Genomic DNA, 18,568 nt, shown 5'->3' on the forward strand with positions numbered 1-18,568 from the left:
GTGACGCCACCCGCCCGAGTGACCCAAGGCACTTCCCGCTGAAGTTATCTGCACCACAGAGAGGGTTTGTAAACCAGATCCATCCACAATGCCCACCCCGCCACCCCGACCAGCAGCGCACCCGCCAGCCGGGTTCCCCAACTGGCTCGCACCGCGTTGATGCGTGAACGCAGCCGCCCCCACAGCCAGGGTCCGGCCACCAGCCACAGTCCACTCCCCACTCCAAAAAACACCATGGTCACAGCGCCCTGCAACATGCTACCGCTGAGCGCAGCCACCAGCAGGGCCGAATAAAGCAATCCGCATGGCATGAGAGCCCAAAGCCCGCCCGCCACCAGCAGCCCACCCGGCGCGCGGACAAGGGGTTGCACGCGGCGCCAGGCCGTGCGCCCGGCCTGCTCTACCCAAGCAGGCTGTCGCGCCTGCACCATCATCATCAAACCCCAGGCCATGACCGCCACGTGCATCAGGGTCCATACCGGACTCAAGGCCATGGTTTGCTGGGTCACCCATGCCAGGCTGTCCATGGCCAGCGCGGCCAGGGCGCCCGCCCCGGCATAGCCCGCCAGGCGCCCGAAGTGAAATGCGAACAGCCGGCGAGAGGTTCCACCTTTGGGAAACCACTGAACCGGCTGAGAGACGGGGCTGCCCGCTTGCGAGCACGCCGCCTCCTGGCCGATGATCGCACTGCAAGGCGCGGAGCACATGGCCAAGCAATGGGGCCCGCCAGCGAGCCCCATGAGCAAAGCCGTTACGGCAAGGGGTGCAAGCATGAAGACCGGGGCACAGCTCGAATGATGGGTATCAGATGATGCGCGAAAACCGGGCCCGATTGCGGTCAGCCTGCAAATAGCGGTCAAACACCATGGCGATGCCGCGCACAAAGAACCAGCCCATGGGCGTTACCTTGACGCCCTCGGCACTCAATGCAACGAGCCCCTGCTCGGCCATGGACTCCAACTGCTCCAGTTCCGGCGCGAAATACTTCCGAAAATCAATGAGCCAAGCTTGATCCATGGGCTCAAACAAGACCTCGCCCTGGCACATCAGCGCCATGATGACGGCCCTGCGCACCAGGTCATCGCGATTCAGCGCCAACCCTCGCACCACGGGCAACCGCCCCTGATCCAGATGGTCGTAGTACTCCTCCAGCGATTTGGCGTTCTGGCTGTAGGTCGCGCCCACCCGGCCGATCGCGGATACGCCCAGGCCGATGAGATCGCAGTCGGGCTGGGTGCTGTAGCCCTGAAAATTGCGGTGCAGGCGCCCCTGCCGCTTGGCAACAGCCAACGCATCCGTAGGCAAGGCAAAGTGGTCCATGCCTACATAGACGTAACCTGCATCAATGAAGGCGTCCAGCGAACGCGAAAGCATGGTCACCTTGGCGGATGCGGCAGGCAGTTCTGTCGAGATGATGCGCCGCTGCGGCTTGAAACGATCAGGCAAATGGGCGTAGGCATACAAAGCGATTCGGTCGGGGCGCAATTGGGCCACCTGTGCCAGCGTGCGATCAAACGACTCGGGGGTCTGGCGCGGCAGCCCGTAAATCAAATCCACATTGACCGACTCAAAGCCCAGCGCACGAGACGCTTCCACCAGCGCAAACACCTGCTCTGCGGGCTGAATGCGGTGCACTGCCTTCTGAACCTCGGCATCAAAATCCTGCACCCCGAAGCTCAATCGATTGAAGCCCAGTTCCGCCAGCACCGCCAGCCGATCCGAAGTGACCGTGCGAGGATCCACCTCGATGGAATACTCACCACCCGGCGCAAAGGTGAAACTGCGCCGCAGCGTTGCCATGAGCTGGCGCAGTCCGTCATCCGAAAGAAAGGTCGGCGTGCCACCCCCGAGGTGCAACTGGCTGACCACCTGTCCGGTGCCGCAGTGGGCCGTGTGCAGATCAATCTCGCGGCTGAGGTAGCGCAAATACACGTCGGCACGGTCATGGTGCTTGGTGATGATCTTGTTGCAGGCACAGTAGTAGCACAACGATTCGCAAAACGGAATGTGGACATACAGCGACAGCGGCAGTGCCGTAGCGCCAAGCCGGCGCTGTGACAGCGCCAACACATAGTCCTCTTGCCCAAAAGCCTCCACAAACCGGTCAGCCGTGGGGTAGGAGGTATAGCGCGGTCCTGGTATGTCAAAACGGCGCAGAAGTTCTGGGGTAACAGCGGTCATGGGAAAATATCCTTGCGTGCATCGATACTGTGCCGTACCCTTTGATCCACGTCCTTGACCTTAATCAAGAAGGCGAATGGGCACAGGAGGGACAATTTGATTCAATTCAGCCGCCACGCGTGCACCGCGGGACAATGGAGTCCCAGCAGATACAAGCCAATTACCCAGACCTGTCCAGGTCCCAGTGCCCATGAACCCGCAAACCATCAAAGTCGCCTGCTCCAACTGTAACCTGCGAGAACTGTGCATGCCCGTAGGCCTGAACGAGCAGCAGTTGCAACGCATTGACGATATCGTGGCAGTGCGGCGAAAAATCAAGCGAGGAGGTACGCTCTTTCGCAATGGGGAGTCGTTCACCTCTCTCTATGCCATTCGCACCGGGTTTTTCAAGACCTGCGTCGCTACCGAAGATGGGCGCGACCAGGTCACAGGCTTTCAGATGGCGGGTGAAATCATTGGACTCGATGGCATCGTCAACGATCATCACACCTGTGACGCAGTCGCCCTCGAAGATGCCGAAGTGTGTGTCATGCCCTTTGATCGCATCGAAGAACTATCGCGCGAAGTCACGGCGCTGCAACACCACGTTCACAAGATCATGAGCCGGGAAATCGTTCGTGAACACGGCGTGATGCTTTTGCTGGGCAGCATGCGTGCAGAAGAGCGCCTGGCTGCGTTCCTGCTCAACCTGGTGCAACGCCTGCATGCCCGTGGGTTCTCGCAGTCCGAACTGGTATTGCGAATGACACGGGAAGAAATCGGCAGTTACCTGGGGCTCAAGCTGGAGACAGTCAGCCGCACGTTCTCGAAGTTTGTGGAAGATGGCACGGTGGAAGTCAAACAGCGCCATGTCCGCATTCTGGACACCGATGCACTCAAGCGCATTGTCAACAACCAGCAGGCTTGTCACTGATCGCTGTTCAGGCATGCAACCGTCACGGGCACGACGATGCCTTGTGGCAATCGCCCGGTCGAGCATCCGGAGGCACGGGGCAGCGGTTGAGTTCAAAGGGTGACATGGAGAGCAGCGTTGTCAACGCGCTGGCAACCATGGTAATGATCCAGAACGCAAAGAACGCAAGGGTATAGACCCCCTGGCGGGACAGAGTCAATGGCTGACCAAACCAATGAAGATCCTGTGGATCCACCATGGCGAAAACCAGCATTTCCAGGATCCCGGCCACCAGAAAAGCGGGCCATGCAATCCACATCAGGCGTTGTGTCCACATCGTGTGTTTCCTCGGGGTTGCGGAGGGCGTGTGTATGCGACCAGCTGGAACTCTGGTTCAGCGAGGCTGATCCACGGCAGGTGTCGCCGCATGGTTGCGGCCCTTGAGCGCGGGGGCCAAGCTTTTCTCTGGCTGTGCCAGCGTCTGGTTGATCTCAATCCCTTTGCGGTAATAGTCCTCCTCGACGACGGGGTCCGGCCGACTCACGGCAAGCCACAACGTAATGAAGCCGGCAATCACCACAATGACCGGTCCGGCAATCACCAGCCAGACATGCCCAAACTTCCACCATGGCTGGGGTCCGGGAGTAATAACGGGGCTGTTTGGCATGGAAACTCCTCAGGTATCAGCATATAGACCACAAGACGCCCTGCAGCGCACAGCGCGACCTTCACTCAATTGACTCAGCGTGGCACCAGGAATATGGATTTCTCTGTCACTTTGCCGCCGCTTTCCAGTGCAGATATATCGAAATGAATCGCATGGGAACCAGGGGCCGCAGATCCATACGGGATCTGCAACCGCACCGCTACCCAACGGGATTCTGCAGCACCAATGTCCACCTCCTGCTCCGAAGCCACTTCCAAGCCATCCAGCCCGCTCGCAGTAATGCGGTAGCGCTGCGCAGCCTCTGTGGCATTCATGATTTGCAGTCGATAGACATTTTCAAGCTTGCCCCCCGCAACAATGCGGGACAAGGCGGCCCGGTCACGCACGATGTCCACCTTCAGGGGTGTGCGCGTGGTCAGGCTGGCCAGCATGCCCACACACAAAGCCACCAGAACCGCGGTGTAAATGAGCACGCGAGGGCGCAGGACATGTCGCAGGATTTGCGACTGGCTCCAGCGACGCTGGACACCATTCTGGGTTGAATACCGTATCAAGCCTCTGGGGTAATGCATCTTGTCCATCACGGTATTGCAGGCATCCACGCAAAGACCACAGCCAATGCATTCATATTGCAAACCCTTGCGGATGTCGATGCCCACGGGACACACCTGCACACACAAGGTGCAGTCGATGCATTCGCCCAGACCCTTGGCCTTGTAGTCCACCGTCTTGACCCTGGGCCCGCGCGGCTCGCCGCGGGTTTCGTCATAGGTCACGATGAGGGTATCCCGATCGAACATCGCGCTCTGAAAACGCGCATAGGGGCACATGTATTTGCAAACCTGCTCCCGAAGGAAGCCGGCGTTGCCATAAGTGGCCAAGCTGTAGAAAAACACCCAGAAAATCTGCCAGGTGCCAGCAAACGCCAACAACTCGGGACCCAGTTCCCGAATCGGCACGAAATACCCGACAAAAGTGAAACCCGTCCAGAGGGAAACAGCAACCCAGACCGTCTGCTTCAAGAATTTCTTGCGAATCTTCTCAAAGGTCCAGGGACCGGCATCCAAGCGCAGACGTGCACTGCGATCACCTTCGATCTTGTGCTCTATCCACATGAATATCTCGGTATAGACCGTCTGTGGACAGGCAAAGCCACACCACAGACGACCCGCAACCGCAGTGAACAGAAACAGCGAGAGCGCTGAAATAATCAGCAAGCCCGTGAGATAGATGAAATCCTGTGGGTACAGGACCAACCCAAAAATATAGAACCGACGGGCACCAAGGTCAAACAGCACCATTTGGCGCTGGCCCCACTCCAGCCAGGGCAACCCATAGAAAACGAGCTGCGTGAGAAACACCATGACCCAACGCCAACGCGCAAAGAACCCACTGATTGATCGTGGGTAAATTTTTTTCTGGGCCTCGTAAAGGGAGACAAGTTCACCCTCCGCCGACGGCTCAGATGTGGCCGCCGCGATGGGAATGACCTTGCGCGGCGTCTTGTCGGATGATTTCATGGTGCGGACTATGGAAGCGGATAACTAGCACTTCAAAGCAGCCCCAGTCGGAACTGGAGCCACCCCGAGTTCATCGGGCTGCGGCAGGCTTGTTGGACAAGCCCCACACATACGATGCCAGCACCCCGATTTGCGCCTCGGTCAGCTTGTCAGCCTGCGCGGGCATCTGGTTCACCTTGCCATTGTTGATCATGGCAGTGATGGCCGCTTCGCCCCATCCATGCAACCAGATGTCGTCCGTGAGGTTGGGGGCGCCCAAAGCCTGGTTACCCTTGCCATCGTTGCCGTGGCAGGCAGCGCACGCCACGAACTTGGTCTTGCCCAGCGACGCCCGCAACGAATCATGCGGGCTGCCCGACAGGCTCAGCACATAGTGCGACAGATTGCGCACGTCTTCCGGTGAACCCACTGCGGCAGCCATGGGAGGCATATTGCCGATGCGCCCCTTCTCCAGCGTTTCGCGGATCTTTTCGGGGGTGCCGCCATGCAGCCAGTCAGCATCTGCCAGGTTGGGGAATCCCTTGCTGCCGCGGGCATCGGAACCATGGCACTGGGCGCAGTTGTTCATGAACAAGCGCTCGCCGATGGCATGGGCCTGCGGATCCACGGCCACATCTTCAGGCTTCATGGAGGCAAAACGCGCATACAGCGGCTCGATTTCCGTCTTGGCCTTGGCCATTTCAGCCTCGTATTCACCCTTTTGCGTCCAGTTCAGCTTGCCCGTAAAGGTGCCAAGACCGGGATAGGCAGCCAGATAGCCCAGGCCGAAGATGATGGTGATGACGAACAGCCACACCCACCAGCGCGGCAGGGGGTTGTTCATTTCGACCAGGTCCTCGTCCCAGACGTGGCCAGTGGTGTTCTCGGCCGTGGCCATAACCTTCTTGCGGCCCGCCATCCAAAGCAGAATGCCGCAGGCGATGATGCCGACCAAGGTCAGCGTGGTCACAAAGACCGACCAGAAATTGCTGGTGAAGTCACTCATGGGGTGTTCTCGTTCTGGTGAAGGTCAATCTTGCTCGAAGGGCAGCCGGGCTGCCTCATCAAACCGGGACTTGTTGCGGCCCCTGTAGGCCCAGACCCAGATGCCAATAAAACAGGCCATCGATGCCAATGTGGCGACGATGCGCATGGTCGTGATGTCCATGGCGAATCTCCTTTACTTGAGCGCGCGGCCCATGACTTGCAGATAAGCCACCAAGGCATCGATTTCGGTCTTGCCCTTCACCTCGGCGGCAGACGCAGCGATCTGCTCGTCGGAGTAAGGCACGCCCACGGTCCGCAAGGCCTTCATGCGCGGCGCCACGTCGGCTGGATCAATGGCATTTTTCTCCAGCCATGGATACGCAGGCATGTTGGACTCGGGCACCACGTCACGCGGATTGTTCAGGTGAATGCGATGCCATTCGTCGCTGTACTTGCCACCCACGCGATGCAGATCGGGGCCCGTGCGCTTGCTGCCCCACTGGAATGGATGGTCATACACGAACTCACCGGCCACGGAGTAGTGGCCATAACGCAGGGTTTCGGCGCGAAACGGACGGATCATCTGCGAGTGGCAGTTGTAGCAGCCCTCGCGGATGTATACATCGCGCCCCATCAGTTGCAGCGCCGAATAGGGTTGCACGCCGGTCACCGCCTCGGTGGTGGATTTCTGGAAGAACAGGGGAACGATTTCCACCAGGCCACCAATCGCGATCACCAGCAGGATCAGCACGATCATCAGGAAATTGCTGGTTTCCACCTTCTCGTGGGAGAAGCCGCCAGAAGCATTTTGGTTGTTATCAGACATGAATGGGCTCCTTCGGGCTCAGGCGTGCGCAGCGTTCACGGCGGGAATGGCCACCTTGACAGAACGACCAGAAATGGCAGTCGCCCACACATTCCAGGCCATGACGATCATGCCGCCCAGGTACAGCAGGCCACCGGCGACGCGGATGACATAGAACGGATAGGTCGCCTTCACGCTTTCAACGAAGGTGTAGGTCAGGGTGCCGTCCGGGTTGATGGCGCGCCACATCAGGCCCTGCATCACGCCGGCAATCCACATGGCAGCGATGTACAGCACGATGCCGATGGTGGCCATCCAGAAGTGCAGCTCGATTGCCTTGATCGAATGCATCTTTTCCCGGCCGAACAGGCGGGGAACCATGTAGTAGAGCGAGCCCATGGTGATCAGGCCCACCCAGCCCAGCGCGCCGGAGTGCACATGGCCAACGGTCCAGTCGGTGTAGTGGCTCAGGGCATTGACGGTCTTGATGGACATCATCGGGCCTTCGAACGTGGACATGCCGTAGAACGACAGCGACACGATCAGGAAACGCAGGATGGGGTCGTCACGCAGCTTGTGCCAGGCACCCGACAGGGTCATGATGCCGTTGATCATGCCGCCCCAGCTGGGAGCCAGCAGAATCAGCGAGAACACCATGCCCACCGACTGCGTCCAGTCGGGCAGCGCGGTGTAGTGCAGATGGTGAGGGCCGGCCCACATGTAGGTGAAGATCAGCGCCCAGAAGTGCACGATGGACAGGCGGTAGCTGTACACCGGACGGCCCGCCTGCTTGGGAATGAAGTAATACATCATGCCCAGGAAACCCGTGGTCAGGAAAAAGCCCACGGCATTGTGGCCGTACCACCATTGCACCATGGCATCCTGCACGCCCGCGTAGGCCGAGTAGCTCTTCATGAAGCCAGCGGGAATGGCCGCGCTGTTGACGATGTGCAGCAAGGCCACGGCCAGGATGAAGGCACCGAAGAACCAGTTAGCCACATAGATGTGCTTGACCTTGCGCGTGCCGACCGTGCCAAAGAACACGATGGCATAGGACACCCAGGTCACCGCAATCAGGATGTCAATCGGCCATTCCAGCTCGGCATATTCCTTACCCTGGGTGTAGCCCAGTGGCAGGCTGATCGCCGCCGCCACGATGACCAGTTGCCAGGCCCAGAACGTGAATGCCGCCAAGCCCGGCGCGAACAGGCGCGTCTGGCAGGTGCGCTGCACCACGTAATAGCTGGTGGCAAACAACCCGCAACCACCAAACGCAAAGATCACTGCGTTGGTGTGCAGCGGACGCAGGCGCCCGTAACTCAACCAGGGAATGCCGAAATTGAGTTCTGGCCACGCCAGCTGTGCGGCGATGAATACGCCTACCAGCATGCCAACCACCCCCCATACCACGGCCATGATAGAAAACTGACGCACAACTGTGTCGCTGTAGTGCGTAGTCATTGTTTTTGGAGAATCCATCGGGCACCTCGTTTTAATGCAGGAATAGTTTTATTTAAGTAGGGTTATTCGACATTGACGCATGTCAATCATTGCGAAAAATGCGCTCACCCTCTTGCTCCACGCTCTCGAACTGGCCCTGGTAGATCGCCCACCACAGGCCCGCAAGGATCATCAGCACCAAAATGACCGACAAAGGGATCAGCAAATACAGGATGTCCATCAGGCCGGGTCCAGAGAAGATGGGGAAGCAGAAGTCATGCGGACGGTGGCTTTCGCCTGTTCGGGCAGGTTCAGCGCCGACACCTCCACACCGGGCAAGGCGCGCGACAAACGGGCGGCATTCAGCACCACCAGCAGAGAGCTGAGCGCCATGCCAAGCCCCGCCAGCCAGGCCGGCATCCAGCCAACCAGCGCCAGGGGAACACACAGCGCGTTGTAGCCCACAGCCCACCCCAGATTTTGCCTCACCACACGCAGGGTCCGGCGCGCCAGCAGCACAGTTTGCGGCACCAGCGACAAACTGCCGCCCAGCACCACGAAATCAGCGCGCGCCTGGGCCAACGGCACCGAGCGGCCAAAGGCAAACGACACGTTTGCCCCCGCCAGAACCGGGCCATCGTTGAGGCCATCGCCCACCATGGCCACCTGGCGCCCCTGTGCCTGCAGATCCTGCAAGGCAGCCAGCTTGTCCTGGGGACTGCATTCGCCCTTTGCCCGGGAGATGCCCGCCTGCGCGGCCACCCGCTGTACCGCGCCGAGCCGGTCGCCCGACAAAATCTGCACCGCAACGCCCGCCTGCTGCAAGGCACGCACCACATCAGCCGCCTCGGACCGAACATCTTCGATCATGTCGAAACGTGCCAGCTCCGCGAACTGGCCATCGCTCCCCTGCTCCGAGAGCACCACCTGCAGCGCCTCTCCGCCGTTCTGCGCAGCCACGCCTGCATGCCGGGCGGAACCCAGCCGCAGCATGCGCGGTGGCACGGTGCCTCGTGCGTCGTGTATTTCGGCCGTCAGGCCCAGGCCCGCATCTTCGCGCAGGTCCACCGCGTTCCAACGCGCGCTGGCCCCAGAAGCCGCGGACACGATGGCGCGGGATGCCGGATGCATGGATTGCCGCGCCAGCGTGGCCGCCAGCGCCAGCACATCGTCACGCTCCAGGCCCGGTGCGCAGCGGACTGCCTGCACGGCCATGCCGTCCCGGGTGAGTGTGCCGGTCTTGTCGAACACCAGGGTGTCCACGCTGGCCAGGGCTTCCAGCCCCTGCAGGTTGCGCACCAGCACGCCATGGCGGGCCAGCGTGCCGGCCGCTGTCAGCATGGCCACCGGCGTGGCCAGCGACAGGGCGCAGGGGCAGGTAACGATGAGCACCGCCACGGCCACCATCAGCGCATGGCCGGGGTCTGACGGCCACCACCAGGCCACCGCCAGACCCGCCGCCAGCAAAACCGCCAGCAGGAAGGGCCGTGCGATGCGGTCTGCCAGTTGCGCAAGCCGGGGTTTTTGCAGCGAGGCGCTTTCCATCAGGGCCAGAATCTGGGCAAACCGGGTCTGCCCGCCAACGCCCTCCACCCGCACCTCCACCGGGGCCTGCAGGTTGTAGCTGCCCGCCGTCACCTGGCTGCCCAAGGGCCGCGCCACGGGCGTGGATTCACCGGTGAGCAAGGCTTCATCGGACTGTGTGCTGCCGCTTGTGATGCAGCCGTCGGCAGGAAAGGCCTCGCCGGTCAGCACGCGAATGGTGTCCCCCACGGCCAGCCTGCGCGTGACCACGCGTGCAAAAACGCCATCGGCGCCGCGCCGCTCCACGCTGTCGGGCAGGCGGTTCATGACGGCTTCGAGCGCGCCGGCCGTACGGTCCCGCAGGCGCAGCTCCAGCCATCGGCCGGTCAGCAGGAAAAAGACGAACATGGTCAGCGAGTCGAAATAGACCTCGCGGCCAAAGATTCCTGCGGGGTCAAACGTGCCTGCCGTGCTCACCACGAAAGTGATGGCCATGCCCAAGGCCACCGGCAGGTCCATGCTGACGCGGCGCAGGCGGATGTCGCGCAGCGCACTGGTAAAAAAGGGACCGCAGGCAAAGAACACCACGGGCAGCGTCAGCACCCACGAGGCCCAGCGCAGCAGCTGCTCCATCTCGCCCGTCAGATCCCCCGGCTGTGCCACGTAGGCGGGCCACGCATACATCATGACCTGCATCATGCAAAAGCCCGCCACCAGCCAGCGCCACAGCGCACGCCGGTTCTCGCGCTGGCGCTGCGCGCGCGCATGGGAATCCATCGCCGGCAAGGCCCGGTAGCCCGCCTTCTGCACCGCGGCCATCCACTGCGAAGGAAGGACCCGGCTCGCCCGCCACACCACGCGCGCACGGTGCGTGGCGGCACTCACATCCACCTGCTCCACACCCGGAACGGACCGCAATGCATCTTCGATGGTGAGGGCGCAGGCCGCACAGTGCATGCCCTCCAGCACCACATTCGACTCCCACACGGCATCGGGCGAAACCTCGGCGAGCGCCCCATGCACGGCCTGCCCGGCCACCGCGTCCTGCGTCCCGCTGCCCGCAGGCCGACGCAACCGCCCGAAGGCCGCCCACTCCTGCGGGTCGTCCAGCAGCACATGGGACGCCATATCTGGCAAAGTAGAGGAGTTCGTGGACATGGCGCGAGCCTATCGGCTAAGCATGACACTTACATTGACGTGGATCAAGCCGAAAAACATGATCCTCTCTAAGCTCTCCCAATCCCTACTACAAGGAGTCAAGCATGTACAAACGCATTCTGGTGGCCACTGATGGGTCCGCACTTTCCGACAAGGCGGTGGAGGCCGGCCTGTCGCTGGCCGGCCTGTCGGGCGCCACGGTTGTAGCACTAAAGGTGGTCCCACGGTACCCGCGCAGCTATTTTGAAGGTGGCATGCCGGTGGACATGGTTGACGTGAAGCGCATCGAGCAGCAGTGGGGCGACGCCGCCCAGGCGCTGGTGGACAAGGTGAAGGCCCAGGGCAGCGCTGAAGGCGTCACGGTCAAGGCCGTAGTAGCCAAGTCCGATCTGGTGGCCGAAGCCGTCATCTCGGCCGCCAAAAAGCACAAGTGCGACCTGATCGTGATGGCCTCGCACGGCCGCAAGGGCATCAAGCGCCTGTTGCTGGGCAGCGAAACCCAGCATGTGCTCACGCACTCGCACATTCCGGTGCTGGTGCTGCGTTAAGGAAAAATTGGCCTCTGGCGCTTTGCTGAAAAGCGCTATGGCTACGAAAATAGAAGCAGAACGGGGCCGCAAGGGCCCCGTTTTTTATGACCGAACCGCTGGGCGTTCAGGCAAACAAGCCCTTGTACTGTTCGCGTAGCAGGTTCTTTTGCACCTTGCCCATGGTGTTGCGGGGCAGCTCGGGCACCACAAAACACTTCTTGGGAATCTTGAAGTTGGCGAGCTGTGACTTGAGCGCAGCCACGATGGCCTCGGGACTGAGTGGCGCGCCGGGCTTGGCGATCACCACGGCCACGCCCACCTCGCCGAAGTCGGGGTGAGGCACGCCCACCAGCGCGCTTTCGGCCACGCCGGGCATCTCATTGATAAAGCCCTCGATCTCTGCGGGGTACACGTTGTAGCCGCCGCTGATGATGAGGTCCTTGCTGCGGCCAACGATGCTCACGTAGTCGCGCTCGTCCACCTTGCCCACGTCGCCGGTCTTGAACCATCCGTCGGCGGTGAACTCCTCGGCTGTTTTCTCGGGCATGCGCCAGTAGCCCTTGAACACGTTGGGGCCCTTGACCTGGATGTTGCCGATCTCGCCCACGGGCAGCGGCTTGTTGGCATCGTCCACCACGCGCAGGCCCACGCCAGGCAGCGGGAAGCCCACCGTGGCGCCACGGCGCTCGCTCTGTCCCTTGTGACGTGTATCGGCCGCATAGGGGTTGGAGGTGAGCATGATGGTCTCGCTCATGCCGTAGCGCTCCAGAATGGTGTGGCCGGTGCGCTGCTGCCATTCGGTGAAGGTTTCGATCAGCAATGGGGCCGAGCCTGCGATGAACAGGCGCATGTTCTTCGCGGACTCCTTGTTCAGGCCCGGCTCGGCCAGCAGGCGCACATAGAGCGTGGGCACGCCCATGAACACGGTGGCACGGGGCATGGCGGCCAGCACGGCCTTGGGATCGAACTTGGCCATCCAGATCATCTTGCTGCCGTTGATCAATGCGCCGTGGATGGCCACGAACAGGCCATGCACGTGGAAGATGGGCAGCGCGTGGATCAGCACGTCACCAGTTTTCCAGCCCCAGTAGTCCTTGAGCACCTGCGCATTCGACAGCAGGTTGCCGTGCGTCAGCATGGCGCCCTTGCTGCGGCCCGTGGTGCCGCTGGTATAGAGGATGGCGGCGAGGTCGTCCGCATCGCGCGCCACGGGGACATGCTCGTCCTTGTGGTGTGCTGCCCGCTCCAGCAGGCTGCCGGTGCGGTCATCGCCCAGCGTGAACACATGCTGCGTGCCCGCCTTGAAGGCGATCTTGGACACCCAGCCAAAGTTGCCCGGCGTGCAGACCACCACGGCGGGTTCGGCATTGCCCACGAAGTATTCGATCTCGCCGCTCTGGTAGGCCGTGTTGAGCGGCAGGAAGACGTAGCCTGCGCGCAGCGTGGCAAGGTACAGCAGCATGGCTTCGACCGACTTTTCCACCTGCACCGCCACGCGGCTGCCCTCGGGCAGCTTGAGCGACGCCAGCAGATTGGCGATGCGCGCGCTGGCATGGTCGAGGTCACGCCAGGTGTAGTGCAGCGGCTCGCCCTGGGGTGAGGTGGTCTCGACGGCGATCTGGTCCAGATCCCGGGGGAAAGCAGCGCGCAGGGCGCAAAACAGATTGGAGTTGCTGTTCGTTTTTTTCATGGCAAATCAGAAAACAGGAGGACGTTTGGCCAGGAAGGCGGCAATGCCTTCACGGTGCTCGGCACTGTCGGCATAGGCATAGGGGTCGGGTGTGTCATTCACTATTATTTCAATAGCATCAGGCGATTTTCCATTGGTCGCCACAGGCACTTTGAGTGCCCGAAAAGTCTGCTTGTTCAGGCGTGCTGCGCCAGGCGCCAGCGCGGCCACCCGGCAGGCCGTGCCCAGTGCATCGGCGGCCAGCAGGCCGGGTTCGGTCACGCGGCTCAGAAATCCGCGCGCCAGCATCTCGGCCGCAGAAAAAGTGGCGGCCTCCAGCAGCATCTGGCGCGCGGTGACGTCACCCACCGCGCCCGCCACCAGCTGCGCTTCGCGCGGCGCCATGGGAAAACCCAGCCGGGCAATGGGCGCACCAAAACGCGCGCTGCTGCCGGCAATGCGGATATCGCAGCAGCTGGCAATCTCCACGCCCGCGCCCATGCAGGCGCCGGCAATGTGCGCCACGATGGGCACATCGCACTGGAGCATGGCCTGCAGGCCGCCCCAGACATCGTTTTCGTGGAAGTCGCGCAGCGCGGCGGCATCGAAGCGGAAGGCCGGGTACTCGGAAATGTCGCCGCCAGCACAAAAAGCACCGTCGGCACCCGCTATGAGCACGCAGCGCGCTTGCGGATTGCGCTGGATGCCCTCAAAAACAGAGCGCAACTGGCGCCACATGGCACGCGACATTGCATTGAGCCGGCCGGTGTGGCGCAGCGTGACATGCACCACGCCACGCTCGCCGACATCCATCACCACTTCACCCGACATATTGTTGATGACCTTTCAAGTTGAGCGCAGCACGCCGTTGGTGAAACAGGCATGCCCGCAAACCAGCGCCATAGGGGGTTAATCCAATTTGGCGCCAGCAGCCTTGACCACCTGCGCCCAACGCTTCACCTCGGCGCCGACGAAGCTCGCAAACTGCGGCTGCGTCATGCCGCCGTAATCTGCGCCGTTGCTGGCCCAGATGGTCTTGATCTCGTCGGCCGTGCCGATGCGGCGGATGTCTTCGATGATGCGCGCCTGCACATCGGCCGGTGTGCCCTTGGGTGCCCACAGGCCGTACCAGGTGGTCACGGTGTAGTCGGGCAGGCCCAGCTCGGCGGCGCAGGGCACATCGGGAAACGCCGGGTTGCGCTTGCTGCCCGACACCATCAGCGCCTTGATGCGGCCGCTCTTGATGTGCGTGGCCGATGAACCCAGGCCGTCGAACATCATGTCCACATTGCCCGCGATCAGGTCCTGCAGCGCGGGGCCCGCGCCGCGGTAGGGAATGTGCGTGATGAAGGTGCCGGTCTGCTGCTTGAACAGCTCACCGGCCAGGTGGTGCGAAGTGCCGGCCCCTGCCGAGCCATAGTTGAGCTTGGCGGGGTTGCGCTTGACGTGCTCCAGAAACTGCTTGAAGTTGCTGACCGGCACGGCCTTGGGGTTGACCACCAGCACCTGCGGCACATTGGCCAACAAAGCCAGGGGAATGAAGTCTTTCTCCAGGTCGTAATCGAGACGCGGATACATCGACGGCGCAATGGCATGGTGCACTGCCCCCATGAACAGCGTATAGCCATCGGGCGCGCCCTTGGCTGCATAGCTGGCGCCCACGGTGCCACCGGCCCCGCCGCGGTTGTCGATCACCAGCGTCTTGCCAGTGATTTTCGAGAACTGCGCCGACAGCGGCCGCGCGAAGGCGTCCGTGCCTCCACCGGCGGGAAACGGCACCACCAGCGTCACAGGCTTGGAGGGCCATGCGCCCTGCGCCCAGCCACCGCCAGACACCAACGCGAGTCCTGCGGCGGCGCCCACCAGCACTGTGCGGCGTTGCATGCTGTGTTCTTTCATCTTGTCTCCTGTCGTCGTTGTAGAAATGGAAAAAATAAAGCCCGGACGCCCCTCACGCGCGGCACAGGCTGTCGATGTCTCCCGACATAGGCACCTTTCCTTGCGCCAGCAGGCTGCGGTGCTTGTCGATGCGCTTGAGGTCGTACAGGTAGTTCACCATCAAGCCATACGATTGTTTCACGCCCTTGGCAGAGGGATCACCGGCCCAGTTGAGGCGCTCCACCCGCGCACCATTGCCCAGGTGAAAGCGCGCCACCGCATCCACGGGCTTGCCTTCGTGCAGCGCGCGGCCCAGATAGTACGCGGCGCATTCCAGCAGCATCTGGCGCACGGGCGAGCGCGCATCCAGCTCCAGCGCCTTGTCGGCTGCTGCGAGCAGGTGCGCGGCCTCGGGCAGCTCGGCCCCCACGGCCCGGCCCAGTTCGGCGCGCCGCTTATCGTCCAGGCGCTGCAGCATGGCGCCCGCATTCTTGCCCAGCCAGGCCCGAAAACCAGGAATCGGCGACAGCGTGGCAAAGGTGCGCAGGCGCGGAAATTCGGCCGCGAGCGTTTCCACCACATGCTTGATGAGTGAATCGCCAAAGCTCACACCGCGCAGCCCCGGCTGCGTGTTGCTGATCGAATAGAAGATGGCGGTGGTGGCCTTGGCCAGGTCGGCGGGGGCCGCCGCCTCGTCCAGCAGTGGGGTGATGCTGGACGAGATGCGGTCCACCAGCGCCACCTCCACAAAGATCAGCGGCTCATTGGGCAGGCGGGGGTGAAAGAAGCCGTAGCAGCGCCGGTCGCTGTCGAGCCGGTTTTTCAGGTCGGCCCAGCTGCGGATGTCGTGCACGGCCTCGTACTTGATGAGCTTTTCGATCAGCGACGCCGGGGAATCCCACGACAGGCGCCGCAGTTCCAGAAAAGCCACGTCGAACCAGGTGGAGAACAGGTGCTCCAGATCAGCGTCGAGCGCCACCAGGCGCTTGTCGGATTTGAGCTGGGGCAGCAGCTCGGCGCGCAGGTCCACCAGAAAGCGCATGCCCTCAGGGAACACCGCAAAGCGCTGCATCAACCGCGTGCGCGGCGACACCAGCGCCCGGCGCAGGCTGATTTCGGCCTGCCCTTCATCCGCCGTGCCGGCGGCGGCCTCGTAGCGCTGGCGCGCCGACTGGAAGCGCGTGGCGTCGGGCGCGAACTGCTCGCACAGCAGCAGCCACATGTCGCGGCGTTCTTCGGGCTCGGCCTGGCTGTACCACGCCGCCACGGCCTGGGCACGGCGTCCGCCCTCCAGCTCGCTCACCTGCGGCGCCACCACTTCCTGCAGATCGGCCAGCAGGCGGCGCAAGGCGCGTGGCGACAGCGACTCGTTGCCACGGCGCAGCGTGGCCTGCAGGCGCTCGTGCGTGGAGCGCGGCGCCGGGGCCTTGGCGGCACCATCGGTAGCGTGTTTGTCGATGGCCGCCTTGGCGGCCTTGGGCGCTTTATCGGGGGCGGGTGCGACGGAGCGCAGGCGCGAAACGCTGCGGGTGATCCATTCAGTGGTGTTGGTCATGGGTTCAACCTGGAGTGGTGATGGCGGGCCACGTCACGCAGCGCCTCGCGCTGGTGCAGCAAATGGGTGCGCATGGCCGCTTCGGCGGCATCGCTGTCGCGGCGTTTCAGGGCCTCAAACACCGCCAGGTGCTCGGCCAGGCTCTGCTGCAGGCGCCCCGGCGCATGCAATTGCTGCAACCGCGCCAGGCGCAGGATCTTGCGCAGATCGCCAATTACCTGGGCCAGCCAGCGGTTGTCGGCCAGCGTGATGAAGGCCTCATGGATGGCGTGATTGACCCCGTAGTAGTCGGTGATGCGCCCCTCGTCCGCGCACAGCTGCAGGCGCAGGTGCAGCACCTGCAGCGCGGCCACATCGGCAGCGCCCGCGCGGCAGGTGGCTTCATGCGCAGCGCGGCCCTCCAGCAGGGCAATCACGGGAAAAATCTCGTCCAGATCCTGTTCGGTGACCTCGGCCACAAAGCAGCCTCGGCGCGGCTCGTGGCGCAGCAGCCCTTCGGCCACCAGCACCTTGAGCGCCTCGCGCAGCGGGGTGCGCGAAATGGCCAGCCGCTCGCACAGGGCCGCCTCATCCAGAAAACTGCCCGGTGGCAACGAACCCGCAAAGATCTGCTCGCGCAGCCGCGTTGCGGCTTCGTCGTGCAAAGAGTTGGGAACGGTGCGCATGGCGAACAAAGGCTCCTGGGCGGGCCAGGAAACCTGCGGGTGAAATACACCGCGCCAGGCACCCTGGGGTTGATCGTCGTTCAATCGGATTCAATGTGATCTCAAACGAACGCATTGAATGTAATTTCTGATAATTATTGGAAATGACGCACCATAAGTCCATCAGGGCTTACCAGCAATCCCCCTGAAAACCGTCGGTCGACGCGGCAACGCAACATTGCCTGCCGCTACACCAGGCCCAAGCCACCCAGTGCGGCCGGCACTGCACATCCTGCACCTACAATGCCGCCCCTGCCCTGCTCCCCTTGTTGCGCCCCATGAACATCGTCATCAACCCGGACCTCAAAGCCTATATCGATCCGCTGACCCCCGAGGAACACGAATCCCTGGAGCGCAGCCTGCTGACCGAGGGCTGCCGCGACGCCCTCGTGCTGTGGGGCGATGTGCTGGTGGACGGACACAACCGCTACGGCATCTGCCAAAAGCATGGCCTGCCCTTCCAGACGGTGCAGAACACGCGCTTTCAGTCGATGGAAGACGTGCATCTGTGGATGATCGACCAGCACCTGGGCCGGCGCAGCGTGTCGGACTTCCAGCGCGGCGTGCTGGCCCTGCGCAAACGCGAGATCGTGGCCGAACGGCGCGCCGCCGCCCTGGCAGCGGCCGACCCCGCACCAGCACCCGCCGGGCACGATGCAGCGGCGACCTCCCCGGAACCGGCACCCGAGCCCCTGAACAGCCGCGAAGCCATTGCCCGGGCGGCGCGCTTGAGCAGCAGCCAGGTCGTGATGATCGAAAAAATCCGCAAGCAGGCAGCCCCCGAACTGGTGGCTGCGGTCAAGTCCGGCACGATCTCGCTCAATGCCGCCGCCGCCGTGGCCAGCCTGCCCGCCGAGGAGCAGGTGGCGGCAGCGATTGCCGGCAAGGACGAGCTCAAGCAGGCGGCCAAGCGCGTGCGCGACGCAAGGCGCAAGCCGCCGCGCGAGGAAACAATGGAGCAAGCCAGTGATGCAGCGCCCGACATCGTGGTCGCACTGCAACAACGCGTGGCCGAGCTGACGGCCGAAAACGCCGCCCTGCGCCAGCAGGTGGCTGAACTCAGCGCACGGCTGTAACTA

19 protein-coding genes are annotated in these 18,568 nt (G+C 62.6%); 3 read left to right on the plus strand and 16 right to left on the minus strand.

Going from position 1 to position 18,568, the window contains the following annotated elements; genetic code table 11:
• Positions 1 to 44: 44 nt before the first annotated feature.
• Complete coding sequence (locus tag AC1RDS_RS00110; RefSeq protein WP_092697765.1) at positions 45 to 773, minus strand: sulfite exporter TauE/SafE family protein; 729 nt, start codon at positions 771 to 773, stop codon at positions 45 to 47.
• Positions 774 to 804: 31 nt separating this feature from the next.
• A complete protein-coding gene (hemN, locus tag AC1RDS_RS00115) occupies positions 805 to 2,181 on the minus strand; it encodes an oxygen-independent coproporphyrinogen III oxidase (RefSeq protein WP_092697764.1) in 1,377 nt (458 codons plus the stop codon).
• A gap of 190 nt (positions 2,182 to 2,371) precedes the next feature.
• Here hemN and fnr point away from each other — a divergent pair, with 190 nt between their 5' ends.
• The gene (gene fnr / locus AC1RDS_RS00120) at positions 2,372 to 3,094 is read left to right on the plus strand and encodes a fumarate/nitrate reduction transcriptional regulator Fnr (protein WP_092697763.1); all 723 of its coding nucleotides are present in this window, start codon (positions 2,372 to 2,374) and stop codon (positions 3,092 to 3,094) included.
• Positions 3,095 to 3,116: 22 nt separating this feature from the next.
• Here fnr and AC1RDS_RS00125 read toward each other — a convergent pair whose 3' ends face one another.
• The 9 genes from AC1RDS_RS00125 to AC1RDS_RS00165 all read right to left on the minus strand — a co-directional run bounded on the left by AC1RDS_RS00125 (position 3,117) and on the right by AC1RDS_RS00165 (position 11,153).
• Positions 3,117 to 3,410 (minus strand): hypothetical protein, encoded by a 294-nt coding sequence (locus AC1RDS_RS00125; RefSeq protein ID WP_092697762.1) that lies wholly within the window; start codon positions 3,408 to 3,410, stop codon positions 3,117 to 3,119.
• Between the two features lie 57 nt (positions 3,411 to 3,467).
• Positions 3,468 to 3,740, minus strand: a complete 273-nt coding sequence (locus tag AC1RDS_RS00130) for a FixH family protein (protein ID WP_092697761.1) — start codon at positions 3,738 to 3,740, stop codon at positions 3,468 to 3,470.
• A 74-nt stretch (positions 3,741 to 3,814) separates the two neighbouring features.
• Entirely contained in the window at positions 3,815 to 5,260 is a 1,446-nt protein-coding gene (gene ccoG, locus AC1RDS_RS00135) for a cytochrome c oxidase accessory protein CcoG (RefSeq protein WP_092697760.1), read from the minus strand.
• A gap of 70 nt (positions 5,261 to 5,330) precedes the next feature.
• Positions 5,331 to 6,245: a cytochrome-c oxidase, cbb3-type subunit III gene (gene ccoP / locus AC1RDS_RS00140; protein WP_092697759.1), complete on the minus strand. Its 915-nt coding sequence runs from the start codon at positions 6,243 to 6,245 to the stop codon at positions 5,331 to 5,333.
• A 24-nt stretch (positions 6,246 to 6,269) separates the two neighbouring features.
• Positions 6,270 to 6,407 (minus strand): cbb3-type cytochrome oxidase subunit 3, encoded by a 138-nt coding sequence (locus tag AC1RDS_RS00145; RefSeq protein ID WP_026435691.1) that lies wholly within the window; start codon positions 6,405 to 6,407, stop codon positions 6,270 to 6,272.
• Positions 6,408 to 6,419: 12 nt separating this feature from the next.
• Complete coding sequence (ccoO, locus tag AC1RDS_RS00150; protein WP_092697758.1) at positions 6,420 to 7,052, minus strand: cytochrome-c oxidase, cbb3-type subunit II; 633 nt, start codon at positions 7,050 to 7,052, stop codon at positions 6,420 to 6,422.
• 18 nt (positions 7,053 to 7,070) lie between these two features.
• Complete coding sequence (gene ccoN / locus AC1RDS_RS00155) at positions 7,071 to 8,510, minus strand: cytochrome-c oxidase, cbb3-type subunit I (protein ID WP_026435693.1); 1,440 nt, start codon at positions 8,508 to 8,510, stop codon at positions 7,071 to 7,073.
• Between the two features lie 64 nt (positions 8,511 to 8,574).
• A complete protein-coding gene (gene ccoS / locus AC1RDS_RS00160) occupies positions 8,575 to 8,712 on the minus strand; it encodes a cbb3-type cytochrome oxidase assembly protein CcoS (RefSeq protein WP_026435694.1) in 138 nt (45 codons plus the stop codon).
• Positions 8,712 to 11,153: a heavy metal translocating P-type ATPase gene (locus tag AC1RDS_RS00165; protein WP_244273644.1), complete on the minus strand. Its 2,442-nt coding sequence runs from the start codon at positions 11,151 to 11,153 to the stop codon at positions 8,712 to 8,714. The genes ccoS and AC1RDS_RS00165 overlap by 1 nt, the downstream gene beginning before the upstream one ends.
• Positions 11,154 to 11,257: 104 nt before the next feature.
• Between AC1RDS_RS00165 and AC1RDS_RS00170 the strand changes: the two genes are divergently transcribed.
• Positions 11,258 to 11,701, plus strand: a complete 444-nt coding sequence (locus tag AC1RDS_RS00170) for a universal stress protein (protein ID WP_092697756.1) — start codon at positions 11,258 to 11,260, stop codon at positions 11,699 to 11,701.
• Between the two features lie 106 nt (positions 11,702 to 11,807).
• Here AC1RDS_RS00170 and AC1RDS_RS00175 read toward each other — a convergent pair whose 3' ends face one another.
• The 5 genes from AC1RDS_RS00175 to AC1RDS_RS00195 form a co-directional block, all read right to left on the minus strand.
• Positions 11,808 to 13,373 carry a malonate--CoA ligase gene (locus tag AC1RDS_RS00175; protein WP_092697755.1) on the minus strand — a complete coding sequence of 522 codons (1,566 nt, stop codon included), beginning with the start codon at positions 13,371 to 13,373 and terminating at the stop codon, positions 11,808 to 11,810.
• 6 nt (positions 13,374 to 13,379) lie between these two features.
• Positions 13,380 to 14,183 carry an enoyl-CoA hydratase/isomerase family protein gene (locus AC1RDS_RS00180; RefSeq protein ID WP_092697754.1) on the minus strand — a complete coding sequence of 268 codons (804 nt, stop codon included), beginning with the start codon at positions 14,181 to 14,183 and terminating at the stop codon, positions 13,380 to 13,382.
• A 78-nt stretch (positions 14,184 to 14,261) separates the two neighbouring features.
• Entirely contained in the window at positions 14,262 to 15,251 is a 990-nt protein-coding gene (locus AC1RDS_RS00185; RefSeq protein ID WP_092697753.1) for a Bug family tripartite tricarboxylate transporter substrate binding protein, read from the minus strand.
• 52 nt (positions 15,252 to 15,303) lie between these two features.
• Positions 15,304 to 16,785 carry a malonyl-CoA decarboxylase gene (locus tag AC1RDS_RS00190; protein WP_092697752.1) on the minus strand — a complete coding sequence of 494 codons (1,482 nt, stop codon included), beginning with the start codon at positions 16,783 to 16,785 and terminating at the stop codon, positions 15,304 to 15,306.
• Positions 16,782 to 17,450, minus strand: a complete 669-nt coding sequence (locus AC1RDS_RS00195) for a GntR family transcriptional regulator (protein ID WP_092697786.1) — start codon at positions 17,448 to 17,450, stop codon at positions 16,782 to 16,784. The genes AC1RDS_RS00190 and AC1RDS_RS00195 overlap by 4 nt, the downstream gene beginning before the upstream one ends.
• Before the next feature lie 317 nt (positions 17,451 to 17,767).
• On the opposite strand from AC1RDS_RS00195, the gene AC1RDS_RS00200 reads away from it, so the two are divergent.
• On the plus strand, positions 17,768 to 18,565 hold the full coding sequence (locus AC1RDS_RS00200; RefSeq protein ID WP_092697751.1) for a plasmid replication/partition related protein: 798 nt from the start codon (positions 17,768 to 17,770) through the stop codon (positions 18,563 to 18,565).
• Positions 18,566 to 18,568: the final 3 nt, after the last annotated feature.

It is taken from the genome of Acidovorax sp. GW823-FHT02H02, assembly GCF_058797075.1.

What these genes read in the sequence shown, in the direction of transcription:
- AC1RDS_RS00110 (WP_092697765.1), bottom strand. Translation starts at nt 773, where the DNA reads ATGCTTGCACCCCTTGCCGTAACGGCTTTGCTCATGGGGCTCGCTGGC.
- hemN (WP_092697764.1), bottom strand. Translation starts at nt 2,181, where the DNA reads ATGACCGCTGTTACCCCAGAACTTCTGCGCCGTTTTGACATACCAGGA.
- fnr (WP_092697763.1), top strand. Translation starts at nt 2,372, where the DNA reads ATGAACCCGCAAACCATCAAAGTCGCCTGCTCCAACTGTAACCTGCGA.
- AC1RDS_RS00125 (WP_092697762.1), bottom strand. Translation starts at nt 3,410, where the DNA reads ATGTGGACACAACGCCTGATGTGGATTGCATGGCCCGCTTTTCTGGTG.
- AC1RDS_RS00130 (WP_092697761.1), bottom strand. Translation starts at nt 3,740, where the DNA reads ATGCCAAACAGCCCCGTTATTACTCCCGGACCCCAGCCATGGTGGAAG.
- ccoG (WP_092697760.1), bottom strand. Translation starts at nt 5,260, where the DNA reads ATGAAATCATCCGACAAGACGCCGCGCAAGGTCATTCCCATCGCGGCG.
- ccoP (WP_092697759.1), bottom strand. Translation starts at nt 6,245, where the DNA reads ATGAGTGACTTCACCAGCAATTTCTGGTCGGTCTTTGTGACCACGCTG.
- AC1RDS_RS00145 (WP_026435691.1), bottom strand. Translation starts at nt 6,407, where the DNA reads ATGGACATCACGACCATGCGCATCGTCGCCACATTGGCATCGATGGCC.
- ccoO (WP_092697758.1), bottom strand. Translation starts at nt 7,052, where the DNA reads ATGTCTGATAACAACCAAAATGCTTCTGGCGGCTTCTCCCACGAGAAG.
- ccoN (WP_026435693.1), bottom strand. Translation starts at nt 8,510, where the DNA reads ATGGATTCTCCAAAAACAATGACTACGCACTACAGCGACACAGTTGTG.
- ccoS (WP_026435694.1), bottom strand. Translation starts at nt 8,712, where the DNA reads ATGGACATCCTGTATTTGCTGATCCCTTTGTCGGTCATTTTGGTGCTG.
- AC1RDS_RS00165 (WP_244273644.1), bottom strand. Translation starts at nt 11,153, where the DNA reads ATGTCCACGAACTCCTCTACTTTGCCAGATATGGCGTCCCATGTGCTG.
- AC1RDS_RS00170 (WP_092697756.1), top strand. Translation starts at nt 11,258, where the DNA reads ATGTACAAACGCATTCTGGTGGCCACTGATGGGTCCGCACTTTCCGAC.
- AC1RDS_RS00175 (WP_092697755.1), bottom strand. Translation starts at nt 13,373, where the DNA reads ATGAAAAAAACGAACAGCAACTCCAATCTGTTTTGCGCCCTGCGCGCT.
- AC1RDS_RS00180 (WP_092697754.1), bottom strand. Translation starts at nt 14,183, where the DNA reads ATGTCGGGTGAAGTGGTGATGGATGTCGGCGAGCGTGGCGTGGTGCAT.
- AC1RDS_RS00185 (WP_092697753.1), bottom strand. Translation starts at nt 15,251, where the DNA reads ATGAAAGAACACAGCATGCAACGCCGCACAGTGCTGGTGGGCGCCGCC.
- AC1RDS_RS00190 (WP_092697752.1), bottom strand. Translation starts at nt 16,785, where the DNA reads ATGACCAACACCACTGAATGGATCACCCGCAGCGTTTCGCGCCTGCGC.
- AC1RDS_RS00195 (WP_092697786.1), bottom strand. Translation starts at nt 17,450, where the DNA reads ATGCGCACCGTTCCCAACTCTTTGCACGACGAAGCCGCAACGCGGCTG.
- AC1RDS_RS00200 (WP_092697751.1), top strand. Translation starts at nt 17,768, where the DNA reads ATGAACATCGTCATCAACCCGGACCTCAAAGCCTATATCGATCCGCTG.